This is a genomic window from Enterobacter sp. T1-1 (assembly GCF_000710795.1).
Classification (GTDB): Bacteria; Pseudomonadota; Gammaproteobacteria; order Enterobacterales; family Enterobacteriaceae; genus Enterobacter; species Enterobacter cloacae.
The window spans coordinates 134,294-156,481 of record NZ_JALW01000028.1 but is presented as its reverse complement, the minus strand read 5'-3'; the positions used below and the strand labels follow the sequence as shown (position 1 = coordinate 156,481).

17 protein-coding genes are annotated in these 22,188 nt (G+C 52.8%); 4 read left to right on the top strand and 13 right to left on the bottom strand.

The features are described 5' to 3' along the window. Window positions 1-3 precede the first annotated feature (3 nt). From AK59_RS0111745 to AK59_RS0111735, 3 genes are all read right to left on the bottom strand, one after another. On the bottom strand, window positions 4-195 hold the full coding sequence (locus tag AK59_RS0111745; protein ID WP_020688201.1) for a YnbE family lipoprotein: 192 nt from the start codon (window positions 193-195) through the stop codon (window positions 4-6). Then, entirely contained in the window at window positions 192-2,831 is a 2,640-nt protein-coding gene (locus tag AK59_RS0111740) for a YdbH family protein (protein WP_029882834.1), read from the bottom strand. The genes AK59_RS0111745 and AK59_RS0111740 overlap by 4 nt, the downstream gene beginning before the upstream one ends. 215 nt (window positions 2,832-3,046) lie before the next feature. Then, the gene (locus AK59_RS0111735) at window positions 3,047-3,370 is read right to left on the bottom strand and encodes a hypothetical protein (RefSeq protein ID WP_020688203.1); all 324 of its coding nucleotides are present in this window, start codon (window positions 3,368-3,370) and stop codon (window positions 3,047-3,049) included. A 316-nt stretch (window positions 3,371-3,686) separates the two neighbouring features. Here AK59_RS0111735 and AK59_RS0111730 point away from each other — a divergent pair, with 316 nt between their 5' ends. Continuing rightward, window positions 3,687-4,676 (top strand): 2-hydroxyacid dehydrogenase, encoded by a 990-nt coding sequence (locus tag AK59_RS0111730; RefSeq protein WP_013096773.1) that lies wholly within the window; start codon window positions 3,687-3,689, stop codon window positions 4,674-4,676. A gap of 39 nt (window positions 4,677-4,715) precedes the next feature. Here the strand turns inward: AK59_RS0111730 and AK59_RS0111725 are convergent, their stop codons facing one another. From AK59_RS0111725 to dcp, 5 genes are all read right to left on the bottom strand, one after another. Further along, window positions 4,716-5,924, bottom strand: coding sequence for an MFS transporter (locus AK59_RS0111725; RefSeq protein WP_029882833.1), 1,209 nt, complete (start codon window positions 5,922-5,924; stop codon window positions 4,716-4,718). 200 nt (window positions 5,925-6,124) lie between these two features. Further along, window positions 6,125-8,707: a bifunctional diguanylate cyclase/phosphodiesterase gene (locus AK59_RS0111720; protein WP_029882832.1), complete on the bottom strand. Its 2,583-nt coding sequence runs from the start codon at window positions 8,705-8,707 to the stop codon at window positions 6,125-6,127. Between the two features lie 210 nt (window positions 8,708-8,917). Next, a complete protein-coding gene (gene asd, locus AK59_RS0111715) occupies window positions 8,918-10,036 on the bottom strand; it encodes an aspartate-semialdehyde dehydrogenase (RefSeq protein ID WP_029882831.1) in 1,119 nt (372 codons plus the stop codon). A gap of 324 nt (window positions 10,037-10,360) precedes the next feature. Beyond that, window positions 10,361-11,170: a DUF6694 family lipoprotein gene (locus tag AK59_RS0111710; protein ID WP_029882830.1), complete on the bottom strand. Its 810-nt coding sequence runs from the start codon at window positions 11,168-11,170 to the stop codon at window positions 10,361-10,363. A 221-nt stretch (window positions 11,171-11,391) separates the two neighbouring features. Further along, on the bottom strand, window positions 11,392-13,425 hold the full coding sequence (gene dcp, locus AK59_RS0111705) for a peptidyl-dipeptidase Dcp (protein WP_029882829.1): 2,034 nt from the start codon (window positions 13,423-13,425) through the stop codon (window positions 11,392-11,394). A 143-nt stretch (window positions 13,426-13,568) separates the two neighbouring features. Here dcp and ydfG point away from each other — a divergent pair, with 143 nt between their 5' ends. Both ydfG and AK59_RS0111695 read left to right on the top strand, forming a co-directional pair. Further along, window positions 13,569-14,315 carry a bifunctional NADP-dependent 3-hydroxy acid dehydrogenase/3-hydroxypropionate dehydrogenase YdfG gene (ydfG, locus tag AK59_RS0111700; RefSeq protein WP_029882828.1) on the top strand — a complete coding sequence of 249 codons (747 nt, stop codon included), beginning with the start codon at window positions 13,569-13,571 and terminating at the stop codon, window positions 14,313-14,315. Between the two features lie 91 nt (window positions 14,316-14,406). Then, a complete protein-coding gene (locus AK59_RS0111695) occupies window positions 14,407-15,093 on the top strand; it encodes a GntR family transcriptional regulator (protein WP_013096780.1) in 687 nt (228 codons plus the stop codon). Between the two features lie 32 nt (window positions 15,094-15,125). Here AK59_RS0111695 and AK59_RS0111690 read toward each other — a convergent pair whose 3' ends face one another. Continuing rightward, entirely contained in the window at window positions 15,126-15,557 is a 432-nt protein-coding gene (locus tag AK59_RS0111690) for a universal stress protein (RefSeq protein ID WP_029882827.1), read from the bottom strand. Window positions 15,558-15,846: 289 nt separating this feature from the next. Between AK59_RS0111690 and ydfZ the strand changes: the two genes are divergently transcribed. Continuing rightward, window positions 15,847-16,050, top strand: coding sequence for a putative selenium delivery protein YdfZ (ydfZ, locus tag AK59_RS0111685; protein ID WP_013096785.1), 204 nt, complete (start codon window positions 15,847-15,849; stop codon window positions 16,048-16,050). A gap of 42 nt (window positions 16,051-16,092) precedes the next feature. Here ydfZ and AK59_RS0111680 read toward each other — a convergent pair whose 3' ends face one another. From AK59_RS0111680 to AK59_RS0111665, 4 genes are all read right to left on the bottom strand, one after another. After that, window positions 16,093-17,556, bottom strand: a complete 1,464-nt coding sequence (locus AK59_RS0111680) for a mannitol dehydrogenase family protein (RefSeq protein WP_029882826.1) — start codon at window positions 17,554-17,556, stop codon at window positions 16,093-16,095. A gap of 224 nt (window positions 17,557-17,780) precedes the next feature. Then, window positions 17,781-19,319, bottom strand: a complete 1,539-nt coding sequence (locus AK59_RS0111675) for an MFS transporter (RefSeq protein WP_029882825.1) — start codon at window positions 19,317-19,319, stop codon at window positions 17,781-17,783. A 27-nt stretch (window positions 19,320-19,346) separates the two neighbouring features. Next, complete coding sequence (gene uxaC, locus AK59_RS0111670) at window positions 19,347-20,753, bottom strand: glucuronate isomerase (RefSeq protein ID WP_029882824.1); 1,407 nt, start codon at window positions 20,751-20,753, stop codon at window positions 19,347-19,349. Then, window positions 20,750-22,135 (bottom strand): MFS transporter, encoded by a 1,386-nt coding sequence (locus AK59_RS0111665; RefSeq protein WP_029882823.1) that lies wholly within the window; start codon window positions 22,133-22,135, stop codon window positions 20,750-20,752. Before AK59_RS0111665 ends, uxaC begins: the two co-directional genes overlap by 4 nt. Window positions 22,136-22,188 lie beyond the last annotated feature (53 nt).

Here is a 22,188-nt window from a genome sequence, read left to right as displayed (position 1 = left end):
TCCTCAGAACAGATCGCTGCGCGATTTCAGCAGGGTTTCAACGTCTTTATCGACTTTAATGTGGATCTCATGTTCGATTTTGACGTTCATATTGATGGTAATCGGCTCCTTCGGCGCAGCGACTTCAATGCGCGGCGTACAGCCGGTCAAGAGCGCGGCAACGGCGACGGTGAGTACACCAGCCCTCATTTTCATTGTTGTTCCTCACTTTCCTTGCCAGTCGAACTGCGGATACCAGGTAGCGCCGCGTGTTGCTCAAACCAGGTTTGTAGATTGTCTCCAAAGCGCAGGCTACGCCAGAGAGTAAAGACGTTCTCGTCATGGGTGTAGTTAAGATTCACGGAGCTGCTTTTGCCATCAACCCGACTGGTGCCTTTGAGGGTCGCCTGCATGGTTAATTCACCCAGATTATCTAAATTGAGTCTTGTCCACGACTGTGAAATTTCCATATAGCGGAGCCAGTTAATCGCTGCTCCTGCAACCATATTATCGTTGACGATGGCATCAGCGGTGTCTTTATCAATACGCAGCGTCATCGGCCCCGGATTGGTTAGCCAGCCATCTTTAATGATCCATTTTTCATTGTCCAGCCAGAACGGTAGCGCCCCGCTTACCGGGCCAGACAGGGCAAACTGCTTCGGATTAATGGCGCTGATCAGCTCGCTGGAGGAGATGTTGTCCACGCGCAGCAGCGCCGGGTCATGCTGCGGCATTCTGAGCTGCTGCATGGTGATTTTCCCGCCGAGGGTCTCCACCTTGACGTTGGTCAGCAGCAGCGGGTTTTCCTCGCTCCACGGATAGTCACCCTGCAGGTCTGCGGTAATGTTGCGCGCGGTCACCAGGTTTTCCACTTCGCCAATACGCAGCGTAACGGGGCCGCGCGTACCCAGCGACCAGGTGCCCTCGCTAAAACGGAACGGCAGCACAAAATCCACACCGTTGATCTGGTTGTCTGGCATCCAGGCGCTACCGGATTTCAGTACACCGTGGCCGCCAGCTTCAAAGCCCTGATCGGCAGCGGCAGAGAAGGCCACCTGCGCATAGAGCTCACCGTCGCGCAGCGTCATTTTCCAGTCTGGCGGGATCAGTGGCTGGAACACGGTAAGGGATTGTTTTGGCCACCAGGCCTGACCGCGAAGGCGTTCCCCGTCCCAGCGACCGTTAACCTGCACCGGGCCGATGGCCTCGGCATGCAGATCGCCTTTAAACTGGAATATCGTCGGGTCTGTTCCGTCAACGCTGAAGGTCAGCACCGACGGGGGCAACACGCTGCCGCCCGCAAAACGGGTCTCTCCGGCATTGAGCGACAGCGCACCGCTAAATGTCGGCGTGACAGGGTCACGAACCCAGCGTACCGGTTTATCCAGCACCAGACGCGGTTTACTGACTTCCATGGTGCCGTACTGCAGCTTGTCAAAGCCGGTTGAGAGCGCGGTCAGCTCGATGAGTTTGTCGCGCCATTCGCCTTTTCCGGCCACATCCCAGCGCGCGTTCATTGGCGTAAAGCCACCTTTGCCCCAGTAACGCCACTGCCAGAGGCCGTTATCGGGTAAAAAGTCGTTGGCCTGACCGTCCAGGTGGAGTTCAAAATCCCCCATCTCGTTCTCATGGGCGCGCAGAATCGCCTGCAGACGACCATCCACGCCCTTTTGCGTGAGCTTCACGCCCGCCAGCGGCCAGCGAATTTCGTCGATATCCAGCGAATCAATAATGCGCCCGCGCGAACGCAGCAGCGCGCCCGGCTCAAAGGCAAGCTGCGGATCGTTCAGGCTGCCGGTCAGTCTGGCCGGGAGTCTGGCGTAAAGCACCAGATCGTCCTGTTTGGCCTCGCCGCTCAGGTGAAGCGGCATGTCGCTGTTTTCCAGGCTGAGCCTGCCCGGCCCAAGATTCAGCACGGCGTTACCCTTCCCGGCATCGCCCTGAGTCAGAACATTGAGGCGTCCGGTAAAGGTGGCTTTTTCCAGCCCCTGCTGCCAGTTATCCACCCGGAGACCCACGCGGCCGCTCATCGGCATGCCGGACAGGTTCCAGTTCCAGCGCCCGTCGCTGATATTCAGCTGTTGTGCCGTGATCTGCCACGGTAAATCGAGCAGCGGATCGGGGTTGTCCCGCGCCATCACCAGCAGTTGCCCCTGATTCTCCTCCCAGTCCAGATCGGCATCGACCAGCGAGGTGAGCTGTGGCACGTTAAAAGTCGCGACCGCATGGCCTTTCACCGGCACGCCATCCGGCACCAGCGGCAGGGTAAACTCACCCACCAGTTTTACGGGCGGCACCTGGCCGGGGAGTTGTACATCAAGCTGACTGACCGAGAGAGTCTGGCCGCGTAGCTGCCCTTTGAAAGTGACCTGCTCACCGTTGTAGGTCACCGCCTGTACCGCAGGCGTCAGTGAGGCATGCAGTTCCCCTTCCCACTGTTGCCAGGGAGACAGGGTAAGACGGCGGATAGTGAGCCAGGTATTAGGCAGCACCGACTGCCACTGTGCCAGGGTTTTTGGCGCAACGGTTGAGGGGGCAGACTGGGGAATTTTACTGAGGCACACCGTGTTAAGTTCAAGCGCACCAATATCCAGATTCCAGCGGCTGGGGTGCGACAGCGTGGCGTTTTCAACCCTGGCAATCTCGCAATCCTCAACCAGATAGCGCAGATTGGGGATCACCAGCGCGTGACGGGTCAGTTTGGGGCTTTCCTCAAAGGCGATACGTGTACCGACAGGCAACCAGATACCGGCGAGGGTCGGTACCCACTGGGCGAGCGTCATCAGCAGCGTCAGCGGCAATAAAATCAACAGCAATAAGAGCGCAATCGCGGCTTTGTATTTACCCTTCATGGGCAGTTAATATCCTGATTTAGCGAGAGAATTAAGCCGACAGTGCCGATCATTGTCGCATGTTTAGCAAGTGAGTTGAAGTAAATGCCCGATATAAGGATAGATGCACTGCCCCGCTGGGGGAAATTTTTCATTTTGCGCAACCTGAAGAAGTCAAATGAGATTCAAGAGGTTACGCATCAGGCGAGACAAAATTTCAGAGTAAATGAACCCTGTTAGTAGCGGTTACGTGGCAGAGCCAGCAAATACAGGAGCGAGAAAATCAGCGAACCCCAGTAGACCGAGTCATACCGATAAGGATCAAAATCGATACGTAAAAATCCGTGCACAAACTCATAACCATTCGCAAAGATGTTTATTTGTACTGCGGCCATGCCGATCACGAACAACGTATAAACAATGAACAGAGGGTATTTACCAAGTCCATTCACCTTCAGCTTCCCCACATACAGCAACAGGAAAACGACTATTGATACAATGAAATAGCATAAGGCAGGCCAAATGGGTGGGGTTAATGACAACTCAAATTCTTGCGACATAATCAATTCCCTTCTGCTATCTGATACATCTGCCAACCTGTCACACTGCAACGGGTTATTGCTGTTTTAGAAGCCTGTTGCCATCCTTTATCCATAAGACCCGATCGTGTGCAGTGCCAAACTCCATGTATTTGTCCTTTGGTTGTCCCTGGCTACATTTACCCCAGTAACGTCCGGGAGTAAGAATATCATGGAGTTAGCAACCTCACATGTTCTAAAATAATTGATAGAACTTATTGATTTAAATAATATTTTAGAAATTGTAAGATTATTTTAATCATGCTAACGTGGATGTAAAATCACTGGAGAAAGTCTTATGAAACTCGCGGTATATAGCACAAAGCAGTACGACAAAAAGTATCTGCAACATGTTAACGAGGCTTACGGGTTCGATCTTGAATTTTTCGACTTTCTGCTGACCGAAAAAACCGCTAAAACGGCGCACGGCTGTGAAGGCGTCTGCATCTTCGTGAACGATGACGGTAGTCGTCCGGTACTGGAAGAGCTGAAAAAGCACGGCGTAAAGTATATCGCCCTGCGATGCGCTGGCTTCAATAACGTCGATCTTGATGCGGCGAAAGAGCTGGGGCTGAAGGTGGTTCGCGTTCCGGCCTACTCCCCGGAAGCGGTCGCGGAACATGCTGTGGGTATGATGATGTCCCTGAACCGTCGTATTCACCGCGCTTATCAGCGTACCCGCGATGCGAACTTCTCGCTGGAAGGACTGACCGGCTTTACCATGTACGGTAAAACCGCAGGCGTGATCGGTACCGGTAAAATCGGCGTGGCCGCCCTGCGCATTCTGAAAGGCTTTGGTATGCGCCTGCTGGCGTTTGACCCGTACCCAAGCGCCGCCGCGCTGGAGCTGGGCGTGGAATATGTCGATCTCCCGACCCTGTTCTCCCAGTCTGACGTGATCTCCCTGCACTGCCCGCTCACACCGGAAAACTACCACCTGTTAAATCAGACCGCGTTTGAGCAGATGAAAGACGGCGTGATGATCATCAACACCAGCCGCGGCGGGTTAATTGACTCTCAGGCGGCAATTGAAGCACTGAAAACCCAGAAAATTGGCGCGCTGGGGATGGACGTGTATGAGAACGAACGCGATCTGTTCTTTGAAGACAAGTCTAACGACGTCATTCAGGACGACGTGTTCCGTCGCCTGTCAGCCTGCCATAACGTGTTGTTTACCGGGCACCAGGCGTTCCTGACCGCTGAGGCGCTGATCAGCATTTCCGAAACCACGCTGGGGAATTTACAGCAGCTGGAAAACGGCGAAGCGTGTCCTAACGAGATAGTCTAAGCCTGGCATGCCGGGTGGCGGTTGCGCCCGGCACATACGCTACGCCCCGTCCGGGGCGTTATCGGTCTGCCAGGTCCGGTTCGGGAAACGCCACCAGAGCAGGACCGCCGCCAGGGCAATAACGCTCAGCACACTGAAGGCCGTCGCAAAAGAGTAGTGTCCGGCGATCGTCCCGGTTAAGGCAGGGCTCATCGATGCGCCAACCCCCTGCATCAGCATGACCACGCTCTGCCCGGCATTAACGTGCCCGCTCCCACGCAAAAGCACCACGATAAATGACGGCACCACCACGCCCAGGATCCCGGCGGCAAGACCATCAAGAATTTGTACCGGGATCATCATAAACGGTGCATCGGTAGACGCAGCCAGCGCCGCGCGTACCGGCATGATTAACAGCGCCAGCATAATTAAACGCCAGTAACCATCGCGTTCGATTCTCCTGGAGGCCAGGATAGCCACCGGGATCATCACCGCCTGCGAAATAATCACCGTCGCCGCAGCAAACACGCCGGGATTAACGCTGGCCGGTGCGGCAGCGACCCGCATGCTGAGCATCGGCAACAGGGCCGCATTCGCCAGATGGAACAGCAGCAGCGTCAGCCCGGTCACGAACAGGGCTCTGTTTTTCATCAGTACGGCGAAACCCGGCACCGGCTGATGTTCTGACGCGTTCAGGCCGCGCGCCGCCTCGTTGTCGATATCCTTGTTGCGTATCGCCAGCAGCGAACAGAGCGTTAACAGCGTTGTACAGGTCATCAGCAGGAAGATGCCCCCAATGCCCCAGTACCACGCAATGCACCCGGCGATCAGTGCCGTGAGGAAATTTCCACCGTGATTGAACGCCTCATTTTTGCCCATCTGCGCGCTAAACCCGCTCTGCCCCGTCAGCCCCAGAGTGATCCCGGTGATAAGCTGCCCCACGAACGCCGCGCAGATCCCGGTGACAATTTGCGAGAGCGCGACAACGCCACTCTGCTGGCTAAACCAGAGCAGCAGCGTACTCAGGGTGATCAGTAAACAGAGCAGCGCCAGAACGGAACGTTTGTTTTTGGTGGTGTCGGTGATGAACCCCGCCGGCAGCGTGGCCAGAAGTCCTGCCAGACCTCCGGCGGTCATCAGCAAGCCGATGTCATCCGGCGTCCAGTGCCGCTGCGTCAGGAAGATACCGAGAAAAGGACCGAGACCGTCACGGACGTCAGCGATAAAAAAACTCGTCAGGCACAACGCCCGCAGTGAACGAAGAGACATACTTCCTGCCTTTTGTCGGGATGGCTGGCTCGGTTAGCGGCGGCCTGAATCTCAAGTTCGCCCGGAAATCAAAACGTTGAGCCGAGTTTATCAGCCAGACGTCAGAGCGAAAACTACGCGATTTGATTATAGGCACGCCGGGTAACGCTGCGCTTACCCGGCCTACCGGATCAGCAGGCCCAGGCAAGCAGCATGTACCCTTAATAAATTACGTGGTTGGTTTTTAGATTTAAATCTGCAATCGCCGCCGGTTTGCCGAGTAAATATCCCTGGACTTCGTCACACTTATTTTTCTTCAGGAACGACAATTGTTCTACGGTTTCGACACCTTCTGCGGTGACCTCCATGGAATAGGCTTTACCCAGATCGATGATCTTCTCGACCACCGACTGGTTCTGTGTCGAATCCCCTAAAGAAAAAATAAAGCTTTTATCGAGCTTTAAGCCATCAAACTGGAACTTCCGCAGATAGCTCAGAGAGGCATAGCCGGTACCGAAATCATCAATCAGAATACGCACCCCCATTTTTTTCAGGGCCATCATGGTCTGCAACGTTTTCTCTGGATTAGAGAGCGTGACATTTTCAGTCACCTCTATTTCCAGCCGGGTAGGCTCAAGCCCGGTTTCATCAAGAATAGCTTTTATTCTTTCGGCGAGATCGCTTGCCTGGAATTCAATGGCTGAAATATTGACTGAAACCGAAAGCCCCGGCAGTTTTTCATGCGTCTCTGTACAGGCCTTACGAATGACCCAGTTGCTGAGGTTGATGATGAGCCCCGTTTCTTCAGCGAGTGGAATAAACTGATCGGGCATCATGTTTCCGCGTTCAGGATGCTGCCAGCGAACCAGGGCTTCTACGGCGTCGATGCGTGAATGTCTGAGGTTATAACGCGGCTGATAAACCAGATAGAGCTGGTCTTCCCGAATTGCGGTCTTCAGCGCTAATTCCAGCTTTCTGCGCTCGGTCAGCTTTTCCGACATATCCTGACGATAATAGACCCATCGGTTTCGACCGGATTGTTTAGCCTGATAAAGCGCAATATCAGCATAGCGTAAAAGGTCGTTTGCACTGGTACTGTCCTGGGGAGCCAGAGCAATGCCCATGCTGACGCCGATGGTCACATCATTGCCATCAATGGTGAACGGGCGGTTGAGTTCTTGCACGATGCGATAACACACCTCTTCTATGTGGTCCAGGTGCCGGGTGTTGTCGAGAAGCAGCATAAATTCGTCCCCGCCCTGTCGGGCGACAAAATCACCGCGACGAACACATTGTTTAAGCCGTAAGGCAACCTCGCCAAGCAGGGCATCGCCCGTTGAGTGGCCGAAAATATCATTCACGGGTTTAAACTTGTCCAAATCAAGGCAAATCATGGCAAAGGGAGAATTGTGGATATCCTCTTTAGCCAACTGTCCTGTGAGGAACTCCTTAATATGATACCGGTTGGGAAGGCCCGTTAATTCGTCATGGCGTGACAGGAATTCAACACGTTTGGTGGCTTCCACTTCCAGAGAAACATCCGATGCCGCCCCCCGTAAAACCACCGTGCCATCAGGCTGAGCAGAAAATTTTGCCAGAAGTGTGCAGTACGAAGTTGACCGTTGAGCGTTAGTGTACGGGCAGTTCTTAAATTCAAAGCGCCCCGATAACTCACGCCGCCTGACGCATGTATTTAATAAACCGTTTGTCGAAGGAAAAAGCGCATCCAGCTTGCGTCCCAGCCACTGACTCTCGTCATAGCCCGTGACAGTCGTAAAACGCCCTGATAGCCAGGTGATCGTTAACGATAAATCCGTTTCCCAGAACCAGTCACTGGTGGTTTCACTGACATCCCTGAAGCGTTTTTCACTGGTAATCAGATTTAACCGAGCCTGCTCAAGGAGAAAGATATTTTCGTCATGAATTTTTGCCTTATGCAAAATATGACGCATCAGGATCGCCGTCAGCGCGAGGGTCAGAAGAACAGACAGAATGAGCAAGGGTAAAAAATAAATGATCAATGCCTGGCCAGGGTTTTCTGTGTCCCAGATAATGTGGACTGGGCCATTCTGGGTACGTAACGTTAATGCTGTCAGACTGTCTGTCTCAGCAAGGGCGTCAGAAGAGACCGCGCGGACGTTTTCGATCCCTGCATCGTGCCCAATCGCAACCAGTTTCTTAGCCGTTAAGGTGTCGATAAACAACATGGTTGATGGCTTACCGGGCAACGACTGCACGCTGGTATCATCTCCCGTCGTTATCCATGCCGCAGAAACTATGGCGGGGACGGAATGGATAAGCGTGAGCATGGAGACCGGCAGTCCATTTTTACTGCCCGTCTCACTGAGTAAATGGTCTATGGTGGATTGATCTAACCAGCGTTCCAGCTCTTCGTGCTTCAGTTTCCCGTCAAGCACGCTGTAACGGGTGGTTCCCTCCGGGGACAGCACAAACACGCCTTCGTAGCCAAAGTTATCATACAGAGACTTGCCCAGATTCTGCTTATCCCATGCCCAGTTCAGGTCAGTTTTTTGATGAAGATGTTTGTAAGCATCTCCCCACTCAGCATTATCTTTCAAATGGCTGCGCATGTTTTCCTGGCGGGCGTCTAATGCTTGCCTTAACAAAAACTCGTCATGTTTATCGCTGATTTTATTAACATTGTTTTTAATGATCAGCAATGACACTATCGCTGCGATGAAAATACCTATCAACAAGGTAACAATATAGGTAAACGTTTTATTTATCAGTCCTTTAGAATGCTCGCTATCCGTAAAGCCAGGGGTCTTCTGAGGTATGGTCATTCTTCGCCTTCTTAACTGCTATTACGTCATTTTTGTGCTATCCACAGTTATCGGCAAAAAAACACAAATTTTTATAGCGAAGCCTCCTTAAGCAAAACATTGTTTATTTTTTTAACCCAGATCAAATTATTCCGCATTAACGCGCATAAAAAACCGGGCTGTCCGCCCGGTTCTGTTTTCAGCTAATAATGAATTACAGGTCTAAACCCATTATATTCTGTTAAGCAGAATATTAAGCATGCGGCGTAATGGTTCCGCTGCCCCCCATAATAGTTGATCCCCAACGGTCAATACCGAATAAACAGGTTCATTATTTAGCGCCATTTTTTTATAACGCCCTACGCCAACCTTAAGCGTGCCGCTAATATGTGCGGGAGTAAGCAGGCTGACGCTGGCCTCTTTATTATTAGGGACGTATTTTACCCAGGGATGAGCGTCGCTTACCATTTTAGCAAATTCAGCTTCATCCACTTCGCGTTTGAGTTTCATTGTAATGGCCGCACTATGGCACCTGATTACACCAACACGAATGCACAGACCATTAACCGGGATGGTGCCTTTTTTCAGGCCAAGGATTTTATTTGTTTCTGCTTCACCCTTCCACTCTTCGCGGCTATTGCCATCCCCCAGGTCGCTATCAATCCAGGGAATGATGCTCCCCATCAGCGGCGCGCCAAAATTCTCAACAGGCAAGTCACTGCTGTTAATCAGTTCGCTGACTTTATTGACCAGAGGAAGCACCGAGCCTGGGTTTTCCAGCTCATCGGGGGTTAAATTTCGGGTGACAAATGCACTTTGGGCGATCAACTCGCGGACATGCTTTGCACCCGCCCCCGAAGCTGATTGATAGGTCATCACGCTCATCCATTCAATGAGATCGGCCTTGATCAAACCGGCGAGCCCCATCAGGCTTAAGGTGATTGAACAGTTTCCGCCTACAAAAAGTTTACCTCCCTTTTTGATGGAATCATCGATATTTTCACGGTTCACAGGATCCAGGATGATACAGGCTCTTTCGTCCATTCGCAGCGCTGATGCGGCATCGATCCAGTAACCTTCCCAACCATGATCAATTAATGATTGATACATCGATTTTGTATATTCACCGCCCTGGCAGGTAATGATGATATCCATTTCCGCCAGCGCATCCAGTGAATACGCATCTTTAAGTACCGAACGGACACCATTAATGACAGGCCCAGGTGCCCCAACAGAAGACGTACTAAAAAAACTGGCTGCAATATCATTAAAATCATTTTCTTCGACCATACGTTGCAGCAATACTGACCCAACCATACCGCGCCAACCAACAATGCCAACCTGCTTCACGGGTTTACCTCAATGACGTTACAAAAGTGTTAAGAGAGGTAAAGTTTATAACCCGTTAAATCCCGCGCGTCATTCTTTATTTTACTCGTTTTTGCAATAATAAGAATGTTTAATAAGGGGTTAGCGAAACTGATGAATATTGTGTTTGTGTTCAAGTCAAAAAAAATAGATATCTTTAATTAGGCTGTTTAAAACGATTTTATGCCCCTCGGAAACATAAAGTCATAGTTATCAGCGAAGCCGATCCCCACACCGATGCGCCGTTTGCAACGCCACCTTTCCTCAACGCATAAAAAACCCGCCGGTTGGCGGGTCGGTTAGTCTTTAAAGATCAGAGATTTTTTTCTTCAACTCTTCAAGCCTGCTGTTATCTTCCTCAGTGAAAATTGTTGCATCATACAACATCTGATTATCAGTACCGTCCACTCTTACGAGTGTCACAGTCAAAACAGCGTCTTTTGGGGCATAAAGTACACCCCATTCAGAATTCTTAGGGGGGGCAATGGCCCATGTGGCTTCTTCATTTGGCTTAAGCCCCTCAGGAATATCATAGAAAAAATTACTTACCAGCCATGGTACTGAGTATCCCTCGCTTGCCATCACTCCGTGCAGGTACGCTCTGGAGATAACGGTATCAGTATTATTTTTAACAACCAGTCTAATTACGGGTTGTGGCTTACCGTCTTGCTCAGGCTCCATGGTAAATCTGGATGATAAAACCTGGATTTTCATCAACTCTTTTTTAGCCACGTCGGCGTCAGCTTTTTTCTGTTCCAGCGCTTTGATTTCCTGAGTCATCTTTTCTTTTAACTTCATCTCTCTCTCAGCAGTGACTTGCTGTGCGTAAGAGATTATTTCTTCACCCGTCTTACCAGACAGGCTTTCGCGCATCTTTTTGCTTATCTCTTCGTTATCATTATTTGAAGTGGAACGCATCAGGTCAGCCATATTGATGTTACTGAATGCCACAACCTTTAAGGCGCTATCGAATTCCTCCCGTTTATTTTCCGGAAGTGAATCTCTGACTTTGGCTATCGAGGATTTCATTGCAGCATCAGTTGAAGAATCAATTTTGGGTTTATCGCACCCGACGAGTAAGCAAGAAAGTAATAACACACCAACAATTTTCTTCATGTTCCTGTTCCATCAGTAAAAAATTAAGATTAATCCTACCAGAGTTTGACCACACGACAAAATCTACTTGTGCATGTTATTGGAAATTTGTTGCATACCAGACGAAATCCTCAGCTTTAGCTGCTTCGCCAGTGCGGAGCAAAATTAGAGGCGTTTTCGAGAAGAAAAATTGGACAAAAAAACCGGGCTTCCGCCCGGTCCTGTTTAAGCCAAAATTGACGCTACTCGCTCAGCCCGCGATTCTCCAGCATCGGCTCAATCTTCGGATCGTGCCCGCGCCAGTTTCGGTACAGTTCAGCTAAATCCGTGCTGTTCCCGCGCGACAGAATCGCCTCACGGAATTTTTGCCCATTCTCGCGGGTTAAACCGCCCTGCTCGACAAACCACTGATAGCCATCGTCCGCCAGCATTTGCGTCCACAGGTAGGCGTAATAACCTGCCGCATAGCCGCCGCCGAAAATATGCGCGAAGTAGCTGCTGCGATAACGTGGCGGTACGGCGGGCAGATCCAGCCCCTCTTTTTCCAACGCTGCTTTTTCAAATTCCTCTACGCTCGAAACGGCCTCACGAATGCCGTGCCAGTTCATGTCCAGCAGCGCGGCGCTGAGCGTTTCCGTCATGTCATAGCCTTTATTGAAATGCGTTGCGTTGAGCATGCTTTCGCGCAGCGCGTCCGGCATCGGTTCGCCGGTCTCGTAATGGCGGGCATAGTGGGTAAATACCTGCGGGTGGCTGGCCCAGTGCTCATTGATTTGCGACGGGAACTCAACAAAATCACGCGGGGTATTGGTCCCGGACAGCGTGGCGTAGCGCTGACTGGCAAACAGGCCGTGCAGCGTATGACCAAATTCGTGGAACAGGGTTATTACATCATCCCAGGAGAGCAGCGCGGCGCCTCCGTGGCTGGGTTTTTGATAGTTACACACGTTGTAGATAACCGGACGGGAGGCAAATTCATATGATTGCTCGACGAAATTCCCCATCCACGCTCCGCCCTGTTTCGAATCGCGGGCGAAGAAATCGCCGTAGAACAGCGCCATGCCTTCTCCGGTGTGGTCGAAAATTTCCCACACGCGGACGTCCGGGTGATACACCGGAATATCGAAGCGCTCGACGAAGCGGATGCCAAACAGCTGGCTGGCCGTCCAGAATACGCCATCATGCAGTACGTTATTGAGCGCAAAATACGGCTTAATTTGCGACTCATCCAGGGCATATTTCGCCTGACGCACACGCTCGGCATAAAAGGCCCAGTCCCAGGCCTGCACGGTGAAGCCGCCCTGCTCATCATCAATGACTTTCTGGATATCGGCTTGTTCCTGCACCGCACGGGTGCGCGCCGCAGGGACAATTCCACGCATAAAGGTCAGTGCGGCCTCCGGCGTTTTTGCCATCTGGTCGGCGATGCTCCAGCTCGCAAAGTCGTCAAAGCCCAAAAGCTGCGCCTGGCGCGCACGCAATGCCGTGAGACGAAGGATCAACTCGCGGGTATCATTTTCATCGCCTTTCTGCGTACGCAGCCAGCCTGCGTTGAACAGGTTTTCACGGGTCTGTCGATTGCGAAGCAGTGAAAGCGCAGGTTGTTGGGTGGTGTTCAGGAGGGGGATTAGCCAGCGATCCTTCAGCCCTTTATCGGCGGCGGCCTGAGCAGCCGTGGCGATCTCCTCTGCGCTTAACCCCTCAAGCTGGTGAACATAATCCACCACCAGCCCGCCCGCCTTATCTGCGGCCAGCAGTCGCTGGTTGAACTGGCTGATCAGTGAGGCGACTTGTGTGTTCAGGTCTTTCAGTTCAGCTTTTTCAGCGTCGTTCAGTCGCGCCCCGGCCAGCACGAAGCGCTGGTGCGTCACCTCGACCAATCTGCGGGACTCAGCATCCAGCGCCTCACGATCCTGCCAGACGCTCTCCACGCGGGAAAATAACGTGTCGTTGAGCCAGATATCATTGGCCAGCGCGGCCAGCTCGGTTGAGAGCTGTTCTTCCAGCTCCTGTAGGCGGGCATTGGTGTGCGCCGACGTCATGGCAAAGAAAATACTGCTGACGCGCGCGAGCATGGCACCGCTTTTCTCCAGCGCCAGTACCGTATTATCAAAATCGGGTGCTGCCTTTTGCGCGACGATGGCATCAATATCTGCCCGCTTCTGGCGTATGGCCTCATCAAATGCCGGGCGATAGTGGCTGTCGTTGATTTCATCAAAACGCGGGGCCTGATAAGGCAGCAGGCTAATGTCAAAAAAAGGGTTACGGGTTGACATCTTTTACTCCTGATAACGGTTAACTTTCCCAGAGTAGGCCAGGCCGCCATTGACCGCAATGCGGTCATACAAATGATGCCTTAACGCACCCTCTCAGGGCGTGCTATGTTAGTACAACACAAAAAGCGTTGAGGAACAGTGAGATGATTATTTTAGTTACCGGGGCAACGGCAGGTTTTGGTGAATGCATCACGCGTCGCTTCGTCGCCAACGGCCACAAGGTGATTGCCACCGGTCGCCGTCAGGAGCGTCTGCAGGAGCTGAAAGAAGAGTTGGGTGACAATATCCTGACCGCGCAGCTTGATGTACGCAACCGCGCCGCCATTGAAGAGATGATTGCCAACCTCCCCGCGCAGTGGCGTGCCATTGACGTGCTGGTCAACAACGCCGGTCTGGCGCTGGGTATGGAGCCCGCGCACAAAGCCAGCGTGGAAGACTGGGAAAACATGATCGACACCAACAACAAAGGGCTGGTGTATATGACCCGCGCCGTGCTGCCAGGCATGGTGGAGCGCAATCGCGGCCACATTATCAATATCGGCTCGACCGCCGGAAGCTGGCCGTATGCGGGCGGCAACGTCTATGGTGCGACAAAAGCGTTCGTGCGTCAGTTCAGCCTGAACCTGCGTACCGATCTGCACGGCACCGCCATTCGCGTCACGGATATCGAGCCGGGCCTGGTGGGCGGTACCGAGTTCTCCAACGTGCGTTTCAAAGGCGATGACGCGAAAGCAGATAAAACCTACGAAAAAGCCAACGCGCTGACGCCGGAAGATGTCACCGAAGCGGTCTGGTGGGTCGCGACGCTGCCAAACCACGTCAATATCAACACCGTAGAGATGATGCCTGTCAGCCAGAGCTTTGCCGGACTTAACGTTCATCGTGGCTGACTCTGCCCTTCCCGGCCTGCGGGCCGGGTCTGTATCAGGGTATAAAAGAATGGTAGTATGTTCAGGCTAACTCTCTGAGAAATGACAACTCATGGCCGCTGAATCGCAACTCAATCCCACCCAGCCCGTTAACCAGCAAATCTATCGCATATTACGTCGTGATATTGTGCATTGCCTGATCCCGCCTGGTACCCCGCTTTCAGAAAAAGAGGTATCCGTGCGTTTTGACGTTTCCCGTCAGCCCGTACGTGAGGCGTTTATCAAGCTTGCTGAAAACGGCCTGATTCAGATCCGCCCGCAGCGCGGCAGCTATGTGAATAAAATATCGCTTTCTCAGGTCCGTAACGGCTGTTTTGTCCGTCAGGCCATTGAGTGCGCGGTGGCCCGGCGTGCGGCCACGCTGATGAATGACAACCAGTGTTACTGGCTGGAGCAAAACCTGCATCAGCAGCGTATTGCCATCGACCGCAAACAGCTTAACGACTTCTTTCAGCTCGATGATGAGTTTCACCAGAAGCTGGCGCAAATTGCCGATTGTCAGCTGGCCTGGGATACCATTGAAAACATTAAAGCCACGATCGACCGTGTGCGTTATATGAGTCTTGACCACGTCTCGCCACCGGAAATGTTGCTTCGACAGCATTATGATATTTTCAGCGCGCTGGAAAAACGCGACCCTGACGGTGTGGAAAAAGCGATGACCGTCCATCTGCAGGAGATCAGCGAATCCGTGCAGCTTATTCGGCAGGAAAACAGCGAGTGGTTTAGCGAAGATTAAATTCGCCGCACCCTTTCGGCGCGGCGGAGAGATTAGCGTACAACCAGGACCGGAATAGTGGCGTAGCGCAGGATAGATTCCGCATTTGAACCCAGCAGATGCGTGGTGATAGTCGGGTTTTTTGAACCGATAACAATCACGTCATATTCCCCTTCTTTGCTCATCCTGATAATTTCATCGCGCACGTTGCCGAAACGCACCTCACAATCAATGTCCTCCGGGGAGAGATCGAAGAGACGCGTTAACTCCTTCATCTTTTTGCTGGATTCCGCGGTCATATACTCTTCAAACTTCCTGATATCTGCATTGAATCCGCGCAGTAACGAACGGCTGCTGTTGGGCAGAATGTTGACCAGGGTTATCGATGCACCTTCAGCCTTCGCCAGGTTGGCCGCGTGCCGCACCGCCTTATCGCTTAAATTCATTTCAAACACATCAACAGGCATCAAGATTTTCTTATACATAAGCCTGACTCCTTATTTCCAGGAAACGTTATTTACTGCATCCAGAGTGCCATCAGGAATATAAACCAGACTTAAACGCTCACTGGTTGAAATTATCAATTAAAGAAAATAACTGTCCGCTTTGTAAATTACCGTCGTGAACCGTCATCGCCCTGCCGAAATGAAGAAAAAAGTGTGAGTTTGATCAAAAACAAAAAAATGATGTCCAGAGAGGCGTATTTATAGTGCCCCGTGGACGGCACAACCTGAAATAGCGCCGTAACGGATGTGTTAGCGAGGAGAAAATACCATGATGACTTACGACCGTAACCGTAATGCAATTACCACCGGCAGCCGCGTAATGATTAACGGCACCGGGCATACCGGGGTAATTAAAGCGATCCACAGCGAGGGACTGGATGCCGCGCAGGTACGTCGCAGCAAAACGGTGGAAGTGGAAGGATGTGAAGGTAAGTTCGAACCGATTGAACTGATTCGCCTGGGTATGCACTAACCGGTGCGACATCATGCCGCCGCGAACGGCGGCATGACTGAATTACAGCTGTGCCGCGTACTGCGCAACTGTGGCTTTCGCGCCCTTTTGCAGAAGGGTCTGATACGCCGTCATGACCGCCTCCACAAAGCACGTGTCGTGCGGCAGTTCCTTACCGAAGATGGCTTCAATGCCCAGCAGGGCTTTCACCCGACTTTCCCCTTCCGCGCTCCCGTTGACCGCGGCCTGAATCACCGCCAGCTGAGGATCGCTCACGTCGATGGTGTTCCCCTGTTCATCCACCCCGCCGACATAGCGCATCCAGCCCGCCACACCCAGCGCCAGCAGTGGGAAAGGTTTCTGATGCACCAGGTGCCAGCGCACGGAATCGAGCATACGCTGCGGAAGTTTCTGGCTGCCGTCCATCGCGATTTGCCAGGTCCGGTGGCGCAGGGCCGGGTTGCTGTAGCGCGCTATCAGTAGATCGGCATAGTGGCCTAAATCAACCCCTTTTACTTTCAGCGTCGGCGCCTGCTCTTTCAGCATCAGCGCGTGGGCGGCACGACGGTAGTGTTCATCTTCCATACAGTCGTTAATGTGCTGATAACCCGCCAGATAGCCAAGGTAGGCCAGGAAAGAATGGCTGCCGTTGAGCATCCGCAGCTTCATCTCTTCAAACGGAATAACGTCGGCCACCAGCTCCGCCCCCGCCTTTTCCCACTGCGGACGTCCGGCGACAAAGTTATCTTCAATCACCCACTGACGGAACGGCTCGCAGGCCACGCCCGCCGGATCGCGTACGCCGGTCAGCTGTTCGATTTTATCCAGCGTTTCCGGCGTCACCGCAGGCACAATACGATCCACCATGGTTGACGGGAAGGTGACGTTGGCCTCAATCCACGCGGCCAGCTCCGCGTCGACCGCGCGGGCATAGGCACAGGTGACATTGCGCATAACGTGGCCGTTCTCCGGCATGTTGTCACAGGACATAACGCTAAAGGCAGGCAGCCCCGCCGCTTTGCGTCGCGCCAGCGCTTCAACCACCACACCCGGCGCAGATTTAGGCTGATGCGGGTTTTGCAGGTCGGCCGCAATCAATGGATGATCGAGCATCAGTTTGCCCGTGGCCGGTGAGTGGCAGTAGCCTTTTTCGGTGATGGTGAGCGACACAATCGACACCTGCGGCTCACACATCGCCGCCAGTACGGCCTCCAGCCCGTCAACCTTCGCGTGCAGCGCATTTTTGACCACACCGACGACCCGTGATGTCCATGCGTCCGCCGACATTTCGGCCACGGTATAGAGGTTATCCTGCGCGTTCAGATCGGCAATCTGCTGTTCGCCACCAATCAGGTTCACTTCTGTGTAACCCCAGTCGCTGCCGTGTTCAGCGGCCAGAATATCGGCGTACACCGCCTGGTGTGCACGGTGGAACGCGCCAAACCCTAAATGAACAATGCGTGCCTGGAGGCTGCCGCGATCGTACTGAGGCAGCGTCGCTTTCGCCTGTAATAATCGGTTTTCCATGGTTGAGACTCGTTTAATTAATGAAGCTGAGTTCTGCGACCGCACGTTGGCGCGCGGCCGCGCATGTTGACTACACCAGCCAGAATGGCAGTAACCCCCTGGTGCCTTGCCCACCACCATACGGGTTATGTTCAGCGGAACATTGATTTACATTAACTTTGCGCTAACTGGTGTGATATCAAAATTAAGTTGTGTGACATCTTTCAAAAAGATATATACCAACGTCACACAAGATTACGCGCCGGTTCTGCGCCTGAACGGCCAGCGGGCTCACGGCACAGCCTGTCGTAGGAATACCCCGTCAAATCTTCCACCACACGGCGTGCTTCGGCGGAAACCAGCTGGGGAGAACCGTTTGCTTTCAGGCGGTCCAGTTCATCCACGAAGATCTTGTGCGTACGCTTGTTCAGATGGAACGTTAATGCCTGCCACAACGCCAGGATGAGTAAGCCCGCAGTACCGATGAACATCAACATTGCGATGGTATGAATGGCCTCCTCCGGCTGTGTCTGGCTGCCCTTCACAAAGCCGCCATTCTGTAACAGCAGCCCCACAATAAAGGTGGCGATAGCCACGGTCGTTTTGCGGGAGAAGGTCATCACCGCCGCGAACAACCCCTCGCGACGCTGGCGGCTAACCATCTCGTCAATATCGGGGATGAACGGGAAAACGTTCCACGGCGTAAACTCCAGCACACAGCGACCGACCTGATATAACCCGGCCAGAACAACCAGCGTCGCGACGGTATTAAGTGCCGGAATTTGATACACAGCGAAAAAGCCGCCCAGGCAGAGCATCATCAGCGAGTAGGCAAACACATACAGCTTCGACGGCCCGAATTTAATGATCCCCACTCCCGCAATCAGCGTGACAGGCAGGCCGACGATACTCATCGACAGCAGTGTGCCGGCAAGCGACGAAGAGACATTCAGGCAGTAAACACAGAAGAAGACAAACACGGTGTTGTAGACATCTTTCCCGGTAAACGACAGCAGGTAGATGGCAAGGTGTTTTCTGAAGGCCCGGATTTTCAGCGTTGAACCATACTCTTTAAAGAGGCGACCAAAGGCAGCCAGCTTTTGCGTCAGCGTTCGGGGCGTCGTGCTTGTTTCAAGCTCGGCCAGCATCTCCGGGGTTAACTCGCGTTCCCAGGTCACCTTCCACGAGATAAAGACGCACACCATAAACAGGACGGCAAAAATAACGCCGTTAATCAGATAAGCATGGGCGCTGTTTTCCCCAAAATAGCCAATCAGCAGCCCCGGAATGAACGTCGCCAGGAAGGTACCGGACGCAGAAAGGAACATGCGACAGGTAGAAAGTTTGGTGCGCTGGTTAAAGTCTTTTGTCATTTCCGATGGCAGCGTTTCCCAGGGGATCAATACCATCGCGGCGATAATTTCAAACGCCAGATAGACCGCGAGATAAAAACCGTAGGTCATGCCATCAAGCCACAGTAACGCATAGACCAGCATTAACGGCGCGCCGATCAGCAAAAAGAAGCGTCGACGACCAAATTTTTTACCAAAATAATTTTTGTAAAAATGATCGGTGAAACTTCCCATAAACAGACTGACAATGGCATCGACAATACGCGCGATGGCGACAATGGAGGCTGCCTCAACCGGCGATAGCCCAACGAATGTCGTATAGAAAAATAACAGCCAGGCGCCGATCACGGTAAATGCACCGCCACCCATAATATCCGTTAGTCCGTAGCCGATACTAACCGGAATGGTAATTTTTTTAGCCGCACGAGACATATTTCATCCCCACTTGATGAAGCGAATTTAAAATTTGAAATAATTCTTAGCGTTGTCGTGGCAAATATTTTTAATCATCCGCGTGAGAATATCGTTATTATCAGGGACTTCTCCCCGCTCCACCCAACCGCCGATCATATTGCACAGAATGCGGCGAAAATAATCGTGGCGGGTATAGGAGACCAGGCTGCGGGAGTCGGTCAGCATGCCGACAAAATTCATTAACAGCCCCTGATCTGCCAGGCTGTTGAGCTGGTTTTCCATCCCGCGACGGGTGTCGTTAAACCACCAGCCGGAGCCGAATTGCATCGGTGATTTCACTCCCAGTTCTGCACTCTGAAAATTGGCGATCGTCGTCGCGACAATATCGTTGTAGCTGGGGTTGAGATTATACAGGATGGTTTTCGGCAGCGCGTCTGCAAGGGCCATGGCATCCAGCAGCTGATTAATATTCGCAGCAAGATTGACCTGATCCGTCAGTGAATCAAACCCGGTATTTATGCCCAGGGCACGGTACATGCGGGTATTATTATTGCGTATCGCACCGAAGTGTATCTGCATGGCCCAGTCATGCTGTCGGTAATAACGCGCCAGCATGATAAAAATAGCACTGTCAAGAATCGCGCTATCCCGCGCGTTGAGATGTTCACCCTGCCGTTTACGGACAAATATCGATTCCACGATACTGTCATCCGCAGCCTGATAATGGATCTCCACAGGGCCATGATCCGAAATACGGCACCCCATGTCGTGGAACCAGGCAATACGCTCACCGAGCGCAGCAGCGAAATCGCTAAAGGCGTGAATGGACCGCCCCGTCAGCTCCGCTAATCGATCGGTAAAGTCGGCGAACTGATGCGCATTCGGCGTAAAAACGTCATCCGGGCGGAACGTCGGTAATACCTTGACGTTGAATGTTGCGTCATCGCGCAATAACTGATGGTAACGCAGGTCGTCCAGCGGTGCATCTGTGGTACAAATGACCTCCACCTTTGAGCGTTTAATCAGTTCGCGGGGCGTAAAATCAGGCTGTTGTAATAAACGATTACAGCGCTCCATTATTTCACGCCAGTTATGGCTGCCCAGCGGTTCATCACAGGAAAAATAGTGATGCAGTTCTAAATGCGTCCAGTGATAGAGCGGATTGCCATAACTGGCGTCGACCGTTTCAGCCCACGCCGCAAATTTTTCTTCCGCGGTGGCGCTGCCCGTAATGTATTTTTCATCTATACCGTTGGCGCGCATAGCGCGCCATTTGTAGTGATCGCCTGCAAGCCAAAGCTCGGTAATATTCTCCAGCGGTTTATTTTCGAAAATATCTTTCGCAACCAGATGACAGTGATAGTCAATTATCGGCAATTCTTTCGCGACGTCGCGATATAACGCAACGCCCCTGGCGTTGCTAATCATAAAGTTATCATTAATGAAACTCATAGCAGCGCTCCATATTTGCGTGACTCACCAGCCTTATTGTCCAGTACCTGTGGTTCAGCCGCGTCTTGTGCCGCGCTCAAATCACGGTCGCGCACTTCCGGCATGAAAATGGCTGAAACCAGACCAATCACGGAATAGGCAATCAGCATCGCGACAATCGGCCACCAGGAGCCGGTCATGTTGCAGAAGATCCCCGCCAGCACCGGACCAAAGCCCACTGCCACCAGACCGCCCGCCTCTTTGGAGATGGCCATGCGGGTAAAGCGATTACGCGAGCCAAACATCTCCGCCATGGTGATGTTTTCCAGCGCGAACAGCCCCAGCACCGCGAAGTTATGAATGACAATAATCGAGAGCATAATGACGCCCGGCGCATAGCTTTTATCGACGATAATCGACAGCATCGGGTACGCCAGAATGATGGCGGAAACGTTGAGGAGGATATACGGCAGACGGCGACCGACTTTGTCCGACAGCCAGCCCAGCAGCGGGATAGAGATAAACCCGAGGATTGAACTTATCATCAGCGCATCGGTGGGGATCGCTTTATCAAACAGCAACGTCTGTACCAGATACCCGGCAAGGAACGTCTGGATCAGACCGGAGTTACCCGCCTGACCAAAACGCAGCCCGGTGGCCAGCCAGAAGGATTTGCTTTTCACCATCGCCCCAAGGGAGGTATCCGGCTTCGCCACCCGTACGGCAGCTTCAGCGTCGTTCACTTTTTCGAAGACCGGGCTCTCTTTCAGGTTCATACGCAGCCAGATGGCAAAGATCATCACGACGACGCTGGCCAGGAACGGCACGCGCCAGCCCCATGCCACCAGTTCTTCACGATCGAGAGCAAAGAACATCACCGCCCAGATCGCCGTGGCACTCAAGGTTCCGCAGTTGGTCCCCATCGCCACCAGCGAGGAGATGATCCCGCGTTTGCCCTTTGGCGCATACTCGGCCAGCATGGTTCCCGCACCGGAGATTTCTGCCCCGGCACCCAGCCCCTGAATAATGCGCAGCGTCACCAGCAGAACCGGCGCAAAAATGCCAATCTGGCCGTAGGTCGGCAACACGCCAATCAGGGTGGTACAGATCCCCATCATGGTGATGGTAATAAACAGCACCTTTTTACGACCGATCCGGTCGCCCATTCTGCCGAAGATAAAGGCGCCGACGATGCGCGCAATATAGCCTGCGCCGTAGGTCCCCATCGCCAGGATCAGCGCCATGGCCGCGGACTGTTCCGGGAAAAAGATCTCATGGAAGACCAGCGCGGCCCCCAGCGAGTAGAGCTGAAAATCCATAAACTCCAGCGCGGTTCCCAGCCAGCCGGATACGGCAGCTTTCACCAGATCTGAAGTCGTTCTTTGAGGTTGTGCTTGAGTCATAATGGCTATCTCTGCAAGGTAAGATGCGTACCACTCAGAGCCTGTCTGCGCAG